The following is a 14,221-nucleotide window of genomic DNA, read 5'->3' on the forward strand; positions in this document are numbered from 1 at the left end:
GGCCTCGCCGACCCGGCCCCGGGTCGTGCGACCCGATCTGGGGGGCTGCTAACGTATGCGTGGCCGGGGTCGCCCGGCGCCGCGATCCCGCGTAGCTCAATTGGCAGAGCGTCCGGCTGTTAACCGGCAGGTTGCTGGTTCGAGTCCAGCCGCGGGAGCGCCACAAGGATCCCCCGCCCGGTGGTCGTACCGGTCGGGGGATTCTGCTTTTCGGTACGCCATCCACCTCGGTTCCACCCGGTGAATGGCGTGTCGTTTCTGCTCGCGGATGCGGTTCTCGGCATCTGCCGGTCGGCCTCGGCTTGTCCGTGTACGCTCGCTGGCACGGCGCCCGGCCCGGTCAGCAGCCGGTGTCAGTCGTCCATGCCCGGCGTCCGTCGACGCGTGGCTTGTCGCAGCGGGTTCAGGGAGGTCATCCATGGCGGTCCCCGACCTCCGTTCGGCGGTCTTCGCGACGAAGTACGCCATCCTGATCGACGTCGGGTACCTCTACGCCGCCACCGCGGAGGTGCTGTTCGGCGCCCGCGAGCGCCGCGAATACCGCGTCGCCGCCGACGAACTCATTCAGGCCCTGCAGAAACATGCCGTCGAACGCCTGCCGGGCGAACTGCTCCGCGTCTACTGGTACGACGCCGCGCACGACCGCGTACCCACCGTCGACCAGCGGGTGATCGCGGCCCTCCCGGTGGTGAAGCTCCGGTTGGGGAACCTCAACAAGCACGGGCAGCAGAAGGGTGTCGACGCGCAGATCCGTGCCGACCTGGACGCGCTGGCACGGCACGGCGCGGTGACCGACGTCGTGCTGCTGGCCGGTGACGAGGACCTCGTTCCCGCTGTCGAGGCCGCCCAGGCTTATGGCGTACGAATGCATCTGTGGGGCGTCGAGCCGACCTTCGGCAGCAACCAGGCCGAGCGGCTGGTGTGGGAGTCGGACTTCGTCGAGGTGCTGCCGGCCGACCTGCTCCGGCCGTACGTACGACAGGCGCCCGTCCCCGGGTCGGTGACTGCTCCCGCAGCATCTGCGTCGGCTCCCGCATCGCCAGCGTCGGCGTCGGCGTCCGAGCCGGTGATGCCGCCGGCGCAGGACACCTCCACGGCAGCGGACGCGGCGGGTTCGTCGCAGCCGGCACCGGGCACAGCAAAGGGCGCGGCGGCGGACGGACAGGTGGGCACGCCGACCCCTGCGCAGGTGTTCGCCCGGCGGGCCGGAACGACCACGGCCGTCGCGGGGGCGGGTCCGGTTCGCCCGCCGCGGACGGACTCGCCGGGCGCCGCACCCGCGCACGGTCCCGCAGCAGGTCCCGCCTCCGCTCCTGGGTCCGATCCGGGGTCCGCCCCTGGTCCCACGACTACAGCTGACGCTGCGCCGACGATCGGTGCGCAGGGTGCGGGGCCCCGGCTCGGGCCGGACCGGCACGCGGTCGAGGAGGTCGGCGAGCACGTCGCCCAGAGGTGGATCATGGCCCGCGGCCGGGACTACGTACGCGACCTGCTGCCTGGACCGATCCTGCCGACCGTGATCGACAGCGAACTGCTGGTGGAGGCGGAGAAGGAACTTGGCCACTCACTACGCCCGTACCCCGAGGCCCGGGTGTGGCTGCGGGACGGATTCTGGGCCCGGCTCGGCCGCGAGTTCGAGCTGACCGACCACGGCGAGCGCGCGGACCGAAGCGACCGCGCCGAGCATGCCGAACGTAGGCCGACCAAGTAGCCGAGGCGTCGCGACCAGGCGCTAGGCTCAGCGGGCGGTCGCACGCGCGACCGGCACGGGGCGGTAGCTCAGCCGGTTAGAGCAGGGGACTCATAATCCCTGGGTCGCGGGTTCGAGTCCCGCCCGCCCTACCCCGGTTGACCTTCGGAGATCACTTCTCGTAACCACGATGGGTGTCCGTTTCGTCCTTTTCCGTGGTTCGAGTTAATCCCTTGGTCAGCGTTAACTAGAGCCTCACGTCTGGGCTGTAGCCACAAAGCGCGCACGATCGCGATCAGCTCTGAGCCGCATGAGTCTCTTTGTCGCCATGAGGGATCCGGTCGTCGATGAAGCTGTGCACGTCTGCGGCGGTGGCGTAGTGGGCGCCGAGTCGTCGACCGGGTGAGCAGCATGACAGCGCATCGAGCCTCCAACGCGTTTCTCTATGCCGACTGGCAGGCCCTGTCTGCTGAGGTGGCGGGATAGCCGCGGCTCTCAGGTCGTGAACACCGCAGGGGTGACCGGAACTGCCGAGGCCGGTGACAACTTCGGCCTCACTGTCGCCGTTGGGCCGATCACCTGGGTGGGCGAAGGCGCCGAGGACATAGTTGTCGGTGTCCCCGGCGACCGCGTCGGCGCCGTGCCGGCGGCCGGGGCGGTGCAGGTCTTCTTGGGTCATCCCACCGGTCCCAGCGCGACCGGAGACGAAGAGAGACTCCTCAGTCAGGACACCCCAGGGATGCTGGGAGCCGCAGAGACCGGCGATAAGTTCGGCGCCTCCCTCGCCATCGTGAACATGGGGGGATCCATTTGCTGCGCGTTCCCTCTCATCGGGGCACCTGGCGAAACACTGAAAGGCGTCCCACACGCCGGCGCCATACACGTGATCGGCAACGTGTTCGGCCCCCCCTGATCCGCATGACCAGTTCTACAACTGGTTCTTCTCAGCCGGCACCATCGACGTCAAAGGACCCCTCGAGCCAGACGGCGCCTTCGGTGCCGCTCTTAGCAACCCAGGCCGGAAGTGACCCGCCCCGAACGGCAGGCAACGACGCTTCGCCAAACGGGTACCCCTGCTGTGGATTCGTACGGAGCCGCGGCCTCTTGACCTCCGGCGATCCAGGTGGTCGTCGATGTGCTGCCGGTTGCGGTCGTCTAGCGCGCCTAGGGAGCCGCCTCACTGAATCCATGTGACGGGCGGTCAGCGCTGGTGCGAGCTCACCCGTGCGCTTGTCCGGCAACCGAGAGGATGTCCCAGTGGTTGTGCCAGATCCTGATTCGATTGAACGGGATCGCGTGGTGGGTGCTGCTCGGATTGCGAGGACGAGTGCCACCAGGTTGGGTAGCCAGCCACTCGTCGTTCTCTCGTGTGACGTCCTCGCGTACCCACTCCGCGGGCGCGACGTAGAAGTTAGGTTCGTCACCGGTCAGGTCTACGAAGACAACAGCCTCGGCATCCTCAACGACGGGACGATCGGATCGCACCTGCCACGGAGAGCCCGGCAGCAGGCGCGCCGATACTTGCAGGGTGACACCACCTACCTGCACGCGCGTCTGTGGCCCAACTAGGTCTGCTCGTTGTCCGATCTGTGCTGTCACCTCGGCGGCAGCCAGGAGGCGTGCTACGTGATGCACGAGGTGATTGTTTCCCCTGACGTGGTCGAGTCTCATCCGACCTCCCTCCCCGAGTGGTCGCAGATGCTACGCACAAACATGAGTATCGCGGGGGCAAATGAACAAGAATCCCAGCAGGAGCTGCTTTGTAGCTCGGCGTACCCGCTCGGCGAGGTCGATGGGTCACCGCAGTGGCATGGAAACGGGGTTCCGCCCCCGCGTCGTCGCAGGGGCCGTATCGCCGCAGGTCGCCGTCGATACCGGACAAGTGCCCGGGCGGTCTTCAGATCCCTTTGCGAAGCGACGCGGCCGAGGTGTGGTGCGGGTGGGGACTTTGCAACGGGCGCTATCGACTTGTGGCGGTTTGGGCTCATGGTGCGTGGCGGGAGGGCATTCTTTGTTGATCACGCGCGTCCTGCCACGCGTGCTGCGCCGGAGGTGACCTCATGCGTGCGTTTGCTGCTGTAGGGCTGCTCGCCCTTGGACCGTTCATTGCGTTCGGGGCCCTCAACTCGCCCGGCGCGGGTGCGACGACCATCGGCAGGGCCGCTGCGGCCAGTGTCTGCGCCCAGGTGTTACCCAACCAAGACATCAACGGTGATGGCAGCAACCCTCCCCAGAGGGACCGCGGAGACGCCGTCATCGGAGCGCCGGGGGAGAACTCGGCCGCCGGCGCGATCCACGTGTTCTACGGCGGAGATGCACTCTCAACCGAGCCCGGCCCGGACAACCCCATTGGCGATCAGTGGATCAGCCAGGACACCACGGGTGTAGCCGGGGGTCGGAAGCGAACGACCACTTCGGTGCGGCCGTGGTCACCGGTGACTTCAATGGTGACCGCTGCGCCGACGCCGCGGTCGGTGTTCCGGGCGAGGACAGCAACGCTGGGGCGGTTAATGTGTTCTACGGGTCAGCTCGTGGCCTCGTTACGACCGGGAGCAAGATGCTGCTGGAGGGAGCCGCGTCGATTCCCGGTCCGCGCCGCGCGGGGGAGCGGTCCGGCTCGGTACTGGCGATCGGTGATCTCAACGACGACGGCGTCACCGACCTGGCCATCGGTGCACCCGGCGAGGGCGGCTCCGCGGGTGCGGTGTTCGTCGTCTATGGCAATACCGCCGGGCTGAACGCCGGATCCACCCATGCGGTGCGTTTGGCCCAGTCGACCGCGCTGGTCCCGGGGGCTTCGGAGGCGTCCGAGCGGTTCGGTGCCAGCCTGACCGTGGGCGACTTCGCTGGTGACGGGATCGACGACCTGGCGATCGGTGTCCCAGGGGAGAACTCGAGCTCCGGCGGCGTGGTTGTGGTGCCGGGCAGCCGTGGTGCCGCCCTGACCGGCGCAGGGTCGAGGGTCTGGTCGCAGAACAGCGCCGGCATCGTCGGAGCCGCTGAACCCAACGATGAGTTCGGTGCCGCCCTCGGTGCTGGCGCTGTCACCCCTGACGGGCGTGACGATCTGGTGGTCGGTGTCCCGGGGGAGAACCGCAGTGGGGAATCGCGATCCTGTTCGGCGCCTCGACCGGACTCGCAGCAGCGGGGAACGAGTCCTGGTCACAGAACACCGCTGGCGTGACCGGAACCGCCGAGGCCGGGGACCAATTCGGCCTGACCGTCGCGGTCGCGCAGATCTTGGACCTCACTGCCGCCGAAGGAATAGTCGTCGGTGTCCCTCGTGATCGTGTCAGCGGAGTGCCGGCGGCTGGGGCGGTCCAGGTGTTCTGGGGCCAACCGGGCGGGCCCAGTGCCGACGGTGACGCCGAAGAGCTCGTCAGCCAGGACACCCGCGGGATCCGGGGAGGCGCAGAGACCGGCGACCTGTTCGGTGCCTCCCTAGCCATCGTGATGGTAGCCGGGTGGAACCAAGGAGATCTCCTCATCGGAGCACCCGGTGAGACCCTTGCCGGCATCCAGCACGCCGGTGCCGAGCTCCAACCCAGCGCGTTCGGCTACGTGGGGGATCCAGGTACGGAATCGAGCGCCATCAACTACTTCTTCTCAGCCGGCAGCGAGGGGGCCAAAGGACCACGCGAACCAAACGGCGCGTTCGGCGCCGCACTCAGCAATCCAGGCCGGCTATGACGAGGCCGAACGACAAGCAGTAGCGGACCATCGCATGCCCGCTTGGCTACTTGCGCGACCGTCCGCCGTCGGACGGCCCGTAGGATGCGGGCCACCTACGCCGAACTGCTTGGCGAGGGCGTGCTGGTTCGGCGTCACGTTCTCGCCGTACTGGGTAAGCGACGCGTCGCCGTTGCCCTGTGGGATGTCGCCGAAGAATTGGTCGTAGGAGTGGTTCTCCTTGACGATCAGGAAGACGTGCTTGATGGTCGACGGGTCGCCCAGGCGCACCGGAACCGGCACCGGTGCGACGCCGCCCTTGCCGGTGCTCAGCGCGAGCGAGTTGGTGATCCAGCCGTTCTGTTTGAAGACCTTGGCCGTGTAGCCGTGGATTGCGTTGTCGTTCGGCAGGGTGAACCGCTGCAGGCTGGACGTGGTGTCGTGGGTGGCGTGCCCGGCGGGGTTGTTGGGGCGGCGGGCGTCGATGCCTCGTGTGTTGGAGACCAGGACGTCGTCGCCGACAGTGGTGATCTCCGACGGGAAGTAGTCGGCCGGAAGCAGGCCGACGTAACTGACCGGCTCCAGCGGCTTGGTGTAGCGGTAGACCGCGACCGCGTTGGCGCGGCCCAGGGTCACCAGGAGGTGGCCGTCGTCGGTGAGCGTCACCGCGTCGGGTTCGTAGCCCACCTTGGCTTCGGGCCAGGGCTGGGTGGCGATGGTCTGGACGACCTCGTCGTTGGCGGTGTCGATGACCGAGACGGTGTCGCTGTTGGTGTTCGTGACGAACAATGCACCCTTCTTGGCGTACAGCGCGGTGGGGTGCAGGCCGACGTCGATGCTCGTGGCGTCGGCGGCCGGGTTGGCAAGGTCGATGACGCTGACGGTGCCGGTCGTGGTCGCAGCAGTCTTCGGGTCGGCTGGCACGTCGGTGTTGTAGGAGTTCAGCGTGGCATCGCCGGCCTTGGCCGGCCAGCCGCCCTCGTTGCTGACGTAGAGCTTGTTGCCGACCATGGCGAGATCGCGCGGGGCTATTCTCACGGCCCAGCTGTGCTGGATGGCCCGGTCGCGGCGTCGATGGCCACAACTCGGTTCTGGCCGTTGACGGCGGAGTAGACGGTCTTGCCGTCGGAGGAGAAGGCTGCCTCGCCCATCAGCGCGCGTTTGGGGCCGTCCGCGGGGATCGTGACGAACGTGGGGTCGGCGAGCGTGCCGTCGGCGTTCACGGTGAACTTGCGATAGCCGTTGATCTGCCCGAGCCACAGCTGCTTGCCGTCGGGGGAGTACGTCGGGCCTTCCTGACCCACGTCGTTCCCGCTGATACGCAGGTCTGCCTTCGCGTTGTTGCCGACGAGCTGCTGAACCTTGTAGTCCTTCAGGTCCACGATGGCCAGCGCCATCCCGCCGTCGGTGACCGAGACCGCGAGGTGGTAGCCGTCCGGGCTGAGCGAAGACGACATGATCTTGCGGTTGTTGACGACAAGCCGGCGCCCGATCGGATTGAGGTACTGGTCGGAGGACACGACCAGACCATTGTCTGTGCTCTGGCCTAGCTGGTCGGTTCCAAAGAAGTCGGTCGATGCCTGGGCGATGCCCCCGCCGGCGACGGCGAGAGCAGCGGCGCCGGCCGCGATGATGCGGGTCCGGCGGCCGGCGCGTACACCGAGAAGCCCGGGACGGGCCTCTTTAGTGACGCGTCGGCGCTGGCGCTGACGCGCATGAATTATCCCTTCGGAATGGAGAGTAGATCGGGGGGGATGTCGGGGGTCCGCAAACTGGCAGTATTCATTGACTGAAACTTCGCGAGCAGTCGTGGCTGCGCCCCGCAGATGTCTATCCATGCCGGTCCCCTTTGCTGGCCATGAGGTTGGCAGCAGCAGAGGAATCTAAAGATCTTGGATTGCCGTGGCGGGGCCGGCAATGGAACGTTTAAAGAACGCTCCCGGCCATGGTCCGCGGTGCGACCTGCCAGTCCACGTCGGGGCCTACCAGACCTCCGTCCCGAAGTTCGTCGACCTCGCCGTCCTCGACCACGAAGCTGGTCCGGCTGTCCTGCGCACCCGGCGCGACGACGGCTGCCGAGCTCGGCCAGTGGGACTTCCAGCTCGCGGTCGCGCCGATCCGCTTCGCCGGCACCTCAGGCAGCCCGGTCAACCCGATCGCTACATTCTGACGCGTTCAACACTTCCTCAGACCCCGGTACGGACCGAGCGCTGAGCAGTACCTCGCGAAGAACCTCGTTCGGATACCCGCTGCCACGGCAACAACCATCGTCGACCTGTCCCGGCCGGAGATGGTGTGACGTCGCGCCTGGCTGATCGCCATCAACCGGGCTACCGATAGTTCCGCACCGAAAGCGGTCAGCTGGCGCCATTAAACGGGGCTATTAGGATTAAAATGGCCCATTAAGCCAAGGACGAACCTTGACCATTCCGGGGCATCTGGTCAGGCAAATATCCCGGAGCCTTCCGGCACCACCCTCGGAGTGGAGTTGGAGTTCCCTGAAGGCCGGGTGGGGAGCCGTTCTTCACTGTCGCGATGGCTTTGCTTGACACTTCGCTTCGCGGGGTCATGGCGATGTCGGGAGCTAACAGGAAAATTGGTGTGGTCAGTCGAATTAGAAGGAGTGTCATGTTCTGCGTTCGACCGTCCATGCGCCCTGTGACTACCTAGCGTGGGGTGGACAGGGCCAGGGCGATTGGTGAGAGGATCTCAGGCCGTGGCCGGTGCGGCGGCAAAGGGGATCAGGGTGCGTTATCTCGTCTGCGGCGTGGCCGGGGTTCATCGGAAGTCAGGTGGCGGAGGCTTTGCCGCCGCGGGTTACTACGGTGATCGGGGTGGACTGGTTCATACCGAACTATCCACGCCGGATCAAGGAATGGAACCTTCGACGTCTCCGCGACGCCGCCAATTTCGCGTTCGTGGAGGCAGACCTGCCCACCGCGGCATGGTGCTGGCACTCAATGGACGCAACAGTTGGCTGCCCGGACAATCCTCGTGGCCCGCCACGTCACGTGTGTGGCCATTAGGGGCGACGGTAGGTCTACCTGGACTCGACACGAATCAAGATTGCCGTCTCCGGCCAGATGGAGTCGCATCTCCCGGCGTGTTTAGGCTCCGTCTCGCATCAGAGGTAGAAACGCATGCCGAAAAGAACACACGTAATGGATCGCGAAGCGTAGGTCTGGCATGACCACTCGCAGGACCAAGGTCGACGACACACTGCGCACGACCAGGCACCGCCATGAAACCTCGCGCCGCGCCCACAGGTCCGTGAGTCGCCGTGTCGGGGTGGGCCTACTCATCCTGTTGTCGACAGCACTCTTCATTGTCGGTGGTCTTGCGCTTGCCACCCTCCACAACTTTCAGAAGTTCGACCGCATCCAGAGATTCCCGGCGTTGCGTGAGATACCGGAGGCCGAACGGCCCAAGAAGCCGACGGGCGACAGCGCTGCCGACGCCGTCAACGTCCTGATCGCCGGAAGCGACGCTAGGACGCATGGAGTCAGGACGACCGGCGAAGGCAAGGGCGATGCGTGGAAGCGTCGTAGGCAGCGCGCCGACACTTTGATGCTCCTACACATCACCAGCGATCGCAAGTCTGTGCAAGTGATCTCGTTCCCTCGTGATTCATGGGTGACGATTCCTGGCCATGGTAAGAACAGGCTCAATGCTGCTTACTCCTTTGGCGGACCTCAGCTCTATGTCCGAACAATGGAACATCTCACCGGCCTGCGGATCGATCACGTGGCGGCAATAGACTGGGCAGGGTTCATGGCGCTAACGGACGCGCTAGGCGGCGTCGAGATGTCCTTTAAACACGACACCCGGCTGACGACCGGCAAGCAGTATGCTCCTGGTACGCATACACTCAGCGGCGAAGAGGCGCTCGCCTACGTGCGTGAGCGCCACCACGTGCCAGGTGGTGACTTCGGCCGTATCGATAGACAGCAGAACTTTCTTCGGACTCTGATGGGTAAAGTCCTGTCCAGCGGAACGCTCACGCATCCGATCATGCTCGACCGGATGCTCACCGCGATCAGCCAGAACCTCTCTGTCGATGACGAATTCACCAGCGATGAAATTCGGAGCCTTGCCATCGAAATGAGGAATCTGCACGCCGGCAACGTGACGTTCATGACTGCACCGACGAAAGGTTATGGTACGGAAGGCAGCCGGTCGGTGGTATACCTCGACAAGGCAAACCTATCGACACTTATGAGCGCCATCAGCTCTGACGATCTCCAGGAGTGGCTCCGGACACACGGCAAGAATGACGTGCTCGGCCGCGATGTCAGGTGAACATCGAGTCGCCCAAGTGGTCGATCCATGTGGAGTCGTCAGGTTCGCGGTTGGATTGAGTGCTGAAAGGTGCTGTGCGGACCAGCAGGATCGGCGCGCTTGCCCGTCGCGGGCCGGCTCATCCTGTTCCTACTGCGTGAGTGGGTGAATGGCCTTTGCAAGGCAGGACTCGATCGCCGCCCATCGGGGCCACCGCCGTTGCTGTCCGCGGTCGCTCCTGGACCATGCCGGCGAGGGGAGACAGGTGATCCAAACGGGTGCGCCTCGAGAGTCCTCAACCTGCCCGGCCCCTCCCCGCTGGCTAGTTGCCTCAGTTGGTCATGCGCGCCCAGCTCGACGGACTCCGCACAGTCATCGGCATGCTAGGTGTTGCGGCGCATGGAGTGATCACGGCACGCGACTAGGGGTTGATCTCGGGTGGGCACGTGGGAAGTTCACGATGGCCGCGTTGGTCGCTCGGCCCCCGACAAGTCGATGTCGACTTCCACCTCCACCTCGTCGCGAAGTTTCAGTGCACCGAGAAAGGCCGTGTAGGGCTTGATTCCGTATGCCGACTGCACTACCACAGCGGTGCCGTGGTACCGGTGTGGTGTCACCTCGCGCACGTGCAACTCGATGGGGGCTGAGGCGCCATGCAATGTCAGCGTTCCGGTGACCGTGGCGCCGCTGGCAATGGGGGTCACCTGGCTGGACTGGAAGGTTGCATGGGGATGGCGGTCTACCGCAAGGATCCGCCGGGCATTGCCGTGGATCTCGCCCCGGTCCTTGTCGGTCAATGGCTTGACGCCGCCAGTGCCCTCTCGAACCTGCAGCGACTCCAGATTGATCTGCGCGGTGACCGTCGCGTCGGCCGGCGTGTCGGCGGGCAAATCCAGCTGTGCTGACCAGTCGGTTACCTCGATCGTCAGGTCATGTCCTACCTTCGACGCGACGCCTTGACGGCCGGTACGCAGGATGAGATGTCCGTTGTCTGGTCCAAGCCGGACCTGGCCGGCCGAGGCTGCCATGCCTGTGAGGTTACGGAGTCGCCTGGTCGCCGCTCCACTGGTTCGGGGAATTGCGGACAGGCGCGTCAGTGGCCTCATGCTTTGACTGTGGCCACACGTAAGCGCACGGATGCAGCCAGACCCAGAATCTTGTCGACCCTCGGGAGCGTCCAGGACGGGCGTCGACGAGCCTCCGGGCGCGCCTTTCCCTTTGCACGGACGAGGTCGCCCTGGCCGCGGAGAGGCAGCCGCGGCCGGGGGGCACTGTGGATTAACGGTGTTTCCGGCTCCGACACGCTGAGCCGTGGGCTTGGCGGGGAAGGCGCCGTGATGACGGTGACACTGCAGGGCGTGACTGCGAAGAAGAAGGCGGAGGAGGGGCTGAGGCGGAGGCCGCGAGGGAGCTGGTGCGTCGGGCTCGGGAACAGGGCCTGTCGCTGACCGGGCCGGACGGGCTGTTGAAGCAGCTGACGAAGACGGTTCTGGAGACTGCTCTGAACGAGGAGCGTTGTATGCCAAGGGCCTGACCACCGGGGAGATCTCCGCACACTTCGCACAGATCTACGGCGCCTCGGTGAGCAAGGAGACGGTCAGCCGGATCACCGACAAGGTGGTCGAGGAGATGAACCAGTGGGCGGTGCGGCCGCTGGACGAGGTCGGCGCAACACCCAGCGCCGACGACCTGCTCGCCCGGGGATACAACCCCGACCGCGGCGCGCCGCAGATAGAGGCGCTGCGCGACGTCGAGCGGCGGGGCGAGCAGCTCGACCCGCACATGCGCATCGCGCTCGGGTACGCCACCACGGCGCAGGCCGCGCACGCCCGCATCACCGGTGCCGGCGCCGAGACCATCCGACGACGACCAGGAGACCACCGCATGAGCCCGACCCGCACCGGCGGCAACCTCGCCGATCTCAGTGAATCCCAGCTCGCCGACCTCGGTGGGTTGACCGACGCGCAGCTCGCTGCCCGCCACGCCGACGCCGCGCAGGCCGCTGCGGCAGCGCGTGAGGTCGAGGCCGAGCTGCAGCGCCGCGCCGAGCAGCGTGACGCCGAGCTGAAGGCGCTTGTGCGCCGCTACGACGAGGACCTGCTCGCTCGGTTCCGTGAGCTCGCCGACAGCCTGCAGGAGACCGAGCGCGAACACTCCGAGCAGGTCGACCGAGACGTCGCGGCCGGGGACATCGACGCCGCCGTAACGTCGCGGATCGCCCGCCGGGCGCAGCGGAACGCCCGCGCCTCTCTGCACCAGGCAGCGCAGGCCGCGCAGATGCGCACCGGCGACACCGGGCGGGCGATCCCGGAGCTGCGGTACACCGACGTCGACCTGCTCGCCCGACTGGAGGCGGCGGCCGAGAGAGCCCCTGCGGTGCTTGGCGCCGAGACCTTCGACCGGCTCGTCGGCGACCCCCCGACCTCGCTGCCCGACTGACCATGACCACCCTCGGGCGTGAACGTCACCGCCGCCGGGAGTAATCGGCCGACTGTGCCCGGCGTCGGAACGATGGCAGCGAGCGAGTCGTCAGGTCGTTCTCGCACAGACCTGCCAGCGCCAGGCGGGCGCACGTTACTGAGCAAGGGGACGTGCGCCCGCCAGCACCACCCCGACCCTCGACGACCGCAGGCAGCAGCGCGCACCGGCGACCACGCAGGCGAACCGCGAGGACGTCGACGAGCGCGACCACCGAGCACGACACGCGACGACTGGCTCGAGGACCTCCGAACGGTCGAACGCACGTAGGTTCGGTTAGGACCCTGGCGGAGCACCCCCGATCCGCTACGACGCAGGACCGTCGGAGAGAGCTCCCTTTGGGGCGGCTTGCCTACTCATCCCAACAAGGACGTGACCCATGTCTCTGACTGACTTCGGCACTCGGGGCGCGGCGTTCTGGCTGCACGCGACCGAGCAGTACGACCCCGAGCGGCACGAGCACGAGCTGCTCACACAGGTCTGCAGACTGCTCGACCTGCTCGACGACCTGCAGGCGCGTGTCGACGCCGACGGACCGGTCGTGACCACCTCACGCGACGACATCAAGACGCACCCGCGCTCGTCGAGCTGCGGCAGTCAGCCTCGCGTTCGGGCGGCTGCTCGCACAGCTTGAAATCGAGGGCGAGGGCGACGCACCGAGCGGGAAAGCGGCGATCCGGTCGGGGTGGCAGAGCCGTGCCGAGAAAGCCGCCCGCGCCCGGTGGGGCACCCCGGCGCGCTCGGGTGCCGACGGCGGCGAGGCGTCGTGAGGCGGCGGCGTGCGGCCGTGCAGGCGTCCGTCGGCGGGCCGCCGCCCGAGCTGCTCGACCCCGACGCGCACGTGTGGCACGACCCGGTGCGGTACCGCACGTATATGTCGCGGCGGGGGTGGGTGCTGCCGGTGCGTGAGCGCATGGGTGACGCCTCGCCGCCATCGCACCGCCGCCATCGCACCGCCGCCTGCGGGTGGGCGCGTGAGGCAGGCGTCACGACCGCCGCCGGGTTTCCCGATCATCGTCGCCTCGCCGAGCTGCTCGGCTGACCCGACACGACGACCACCACCAACAGAGCAAGCGGAAACCATGAGCCGCGCAGATGACCTTGTGCCGCTGTTCACAAGCGGCAACCGAGGGCAGGAGTCCGCTCTGCGGCACACGGCGGAGCTCGAGCCCTGGTGCCCACCCCCGAAAGGGGGGCGGTCCCCAGCTCCCAATCAGGGCCAGAAAGGGAGATGAAAGCTGCCTCCCATAACGTGCGCGGATCCAGCTCCCTTTCTACGCTCGAAAGGGAGAACCACGGGGTTCCCACCATAGGTAGAGGGTCAGTTACCGAACACCGATCACCACAGGGCACCCATGGGCGGGAAACGCCTGGGAGGACGGGACACCACTCCTCCCGGAGCCCGACGTGACCGACGACCCCTGTGGGGGCAGGCCACCCAGCGGACGCCTACGCCCGGGCCTACTCCGACGCCCTCCGAAGATCATCCACATTCGGCCTGACCAAGCGGTTCTCAGCTTGGACAGGCAAGCGAAACCACCCATACACCGCCAGCTAGGAGACAACGCATGGCCCTGCCCACCATCACCGCCACAGGCCGAGTCGCCTCCGACCCCGATCTGAAGTACGGGCGGACCGGCACCGCCTACACCCGACTCAGGATCGCTTGCACCGAACGCAAGAAGAACCAGGCCGGACAGTGGGAAGACGGCGCCACAACCTGGCTCGACATCACCGCATTCGCCGCCCTGGCCGAAGCCGCCGCCGAACACCTCACCCGAGGCTCCACAGTCACCGTCACAGGCCGCCTGGAGCAGCGGGAAGTCGGAGACAAGACCTACTACCGCGTGAAGGCCACCGACCTCTCCACGCCCCTCCAGAGCATCAAAACCGTCCAACGGCAGCAGGCACCAACCAACGACCCCTGGGCCATCGAGTGACCACACGCCACCAGACACACAGCCCCACACGGCCCCACACAGCCGAGAAGACGACCCGACAGACAACCGGACTTAGCCCGGATCCGCCGATGGGCTGGGTGTGGTGAGCGGGTCGTGACGCGAGAATGCCCTTGCGTGTTGGAGGATCGGTCTTGTCGAAGGAACG

At 66.7% G+C, this 14,221-nt stretch carries 13 protein-coding genes, 2 tRNA genes and 1 pseudogene; 11 read left to right on the top strand and 5 right to left on the bottom strand.

Annotated features, from left to right (window positions below):
• Positions 1–85: 85 nt before the first annotated feature.
• From ABZV93_RS24920 to ABZV93_RS24935, 4 genes are all read left to right on the top strand, one after another.
• Positions 86–158, top strand: a tRNA-Asn gene (locus ABZV93_RS24920).
• Between the two features lie 260 nt (positions 159–418).
• Entirely contained in the window at positions 419–1,711 is a 1,293-nt protein-coding gene (locus ABZV93_RS24925; RefSeq protein WP_354940350.1) for an NYN domain-containing protein, read from the top strand.
• A gap of 57 nt (positions 1,712–1,768) precedes the next feature.
• Positions 1,769–1,842: transfer RNA gene (locus ABZV93_RS24930), tRNA-Ile, on the top strand.
• Positions 1,843–2,192: 350 nt separating this feature from the next.
• Positions 2,193–2,603, top strand: coding sequence for a hypothetical protein (locus ABZV93_RS24935; RefSeq protein ID WP_354940353.1), 411 nt, complete (start codon positions 2,193–2,195; stop codon positions 2,601–2,603).
• A 305-nt stretch (positions 2,604–2,908) separates the two neighbouring features.
• Here ABZV93_RS24935 and ABZV93_RS24940 read toward each other — a convergent pair whose 3' ends face one another.
• The gene (locus ABZV93_RS24940; protein WP_354940355.1) at positions 2,909–3,361 is read right to left on the bottom strand and encodes a hypothetical protein; all 453 of its coding nucleotides are present in this window, start codon (positions 3,359–3,361) and stop codon (positions 2,909–2,911) included.
• Between the two features lie 754 nt (positions 3,362–4,115).
• Between ABZV93_RS24940 and ABZV93_RS24945 the strand changes: the two genes are divergently transcribed.
• Positions 4,116–4,874, top strand: coding sequence for an FG-GAP repeat protein (locus ABZV93_RS24945; RefSeq protein ID WP_354940357.1), 759 nt, complete (start codon positions 4,116–4,118; stop codon positions 4,872–4,874).
• Positions 4,871–5,380, top strand: coding sequence for a hypothetical protein (locus ABZV93_RS24950; protein ID WP_354940360.1), 510 nt, complete (start codon positions 4,871–4,873; stop codon positions 5,378–5,380). Before ABZV93_RS24945 ends, ABZV93_RS24950 begins: the two co-directional genes overlap by 4 nt.
• Here ABZV93_RS24950 and ABZV93_RS24955 read toward each other — a convergent pair.
• From ABZV93_RS24955 to ABZV93_RS24965, 3 genes are all read right to left on the bottom strand, one after another.
• On the bottom strand, positions 5,375–6,397 hold the full coding sequence (locus ABZV93_RS24955; protein WP_354940362.1) for a hypothetical protein: 1,023 nt from the start codon (positions 6,395–6,397) through the stop codon (positions 5,375–5,377). The genes ABZV93_RS24950 and ABZV93_RS24955 overlap by 6 nt on opposite strands.
• A complete protein-coding gene (locus ABZV93_RS24960) occupies positions 6,394–7,197 on the bottom strand; it encodes a hypothetical protein (RefSeq protein WP_354940365.1) in 804 nt (267 codons plus the stop codon). Before ABZV93_RS24960 ends, ABZV93_RS24955 begins: the two co-directional genes overlap by 4 nt.
• Positions 7,198–7,285: 88 nt before the next feature.
• On the bottom strand, positions 7,286–7,510 hold the full coding sequence (locus ABZV93_RS24965) for a hypothetical protein (protein WP_354940368.1): 225 nt from the start codon (positions 7,508–7,510) through the stop codon (positions 7,286–7,288).
• 1,035 nt (positions 7,511–8,545) lie between these two features.
• On the opposite strand from ABZV93_RS24965, the gene ABZV93_RS24970 reads away from it, so the two are divergent.
• Entirely contained in the window at positions 8,546–9,658 is a 1,113-nt protein-coding gene (locus tag ABZV93_RS24970) for an LCP family protein (protein ID WP_354940371.1), read from the top strand.
• Positions 9,659–10,092: 434 nt separating this feature from the next.
• Here ABZV93_RS24970 and ABZV93_RS24975 read toward each other — a convergent pair whose 3' ends face one another.
• On the bottom strand, positions 10,093–10,665 hold the full coding sequence (locus ABZV93_RS24975; RefSeq protein ID WP_354940374.1) for a YceI family protein: 573 nt from the start codon (positions 10,663–10,665) through the stop codon (positions 10,093–10,095).
• 309 nt (positions 10,666–10,974) lie between these two features.
• On the opposite strand from ABZV93_RS24975, the pseudogene ABZV93_RS24980 reads away from it, so the two are divergent.
• The 4 genes and pseudogenes from ABZV93_RS24980 to ABZV93_RS24995 all read left to right on the top strand — a co-directional run.
• Positions 10,975–11,302: pseudogene (locus ABZV93_RS24980) on the top strand (transposase); the annotation flags it as partial.
• A gap of 1,192 nt (positions 11,303–12,494) precedes the next feature.
• Positions 12,495–12,749 carry a hypothetical protein gene (locus ABZV93_RS24985; RefSeq protein WP_354940376.1) on the top strand — a complete coding sequence of 85 codons (255 nt, stop codon included), beginning with the start codon at positions 12,495–12,497 and terminating at the stop codon, positions 12,747–12,749.
• Between the two features lie 153 nt (positions 12,750–12,902).
• Positions 12,903–13,157 (top strand): hypothetical protein, encoded by a 255-nt coding sequence (locus tag ABZV93_RS24990; RefSeq protein ID WP_354940379.1) that lies wholly within the window; start codon positions 12,903–12,905, stop codon positions 13,155–13,157.
• 526 nt (positions 13,158–13,683) lie between these two features.
• Positions 13,684–14,055, top strand: coding sequence for a single-stranded DNA-binding protein (locus ABZV93_RS24995; RefSeq protein ID WP_354940382.1), 372 nt, complete (start codon positions 13,684–13,686; stop codon positions 14,053–14,055).
• Positions 14,056–14,221: the final 166 nt, after the last annotated feature.

The organism is Actinopolymorpha sp. NPDC004070 (assembly GCF_040610475.1).
GTDB lineage: Bacteria > Actinomycetota > Actinomycetes > Propionibacteriales > Actinopolymorphaceae > Actinopolymorpha.

Bases quoted from the DNA above. Each gene is read 5' to 3' on its own strand.
- ABZV93_RS24925 (WP_354940350.1), top strand. From the start codon at position 419: ATGGCGGTCCCCGACCTCCGTTCGGCGGTCTTCGCGACGAAGTACGCC.
- ABZV93_RS24940 (WP_354940355.1), bottom strand. From the start codon at position 3,361: ATGAGACTCGACCACGTCAGGGGAAACAATCACCTCGTGCATCACGTA.
- ABZV93_RS24960 (WP_354940365.1), bottom strand. From the start codon at position 7,197: ATGGATAGACATCTGCGGGGCGCAGCCACGACTGCTCGCGAAGTTTCA.
- ABZV93_RS24970 (WP_354940371.1), top strand. From the start codon at position 8,546: ATGACCACTCGCAGGACCAAGGTCGACGACACACTGCGCACGACCAGG.
- ABZV93_RS24975 (WP_354940374.1), bottom strand. From the start codon at position 10,665: ATGGCAGCCTCGGCCGGCCAGGTCCGGCTTGGACCAGACAACGGACAT.
- ABZV93_RS24985 (WP_354940376.1), top strand. From the start codon at position 12,495: ATGTCTCTGACTGACTTCGGCACTCGGGGCGCGGCGTTCTGGCTGCAC.
- ABZV93_RS24995 (WP_354940382.1), top strand. From the start codon at position 13,684: ATGGCCCTGCCCACCATCACCGCCACAGGCCGAGTCGCCTCCGACCCC.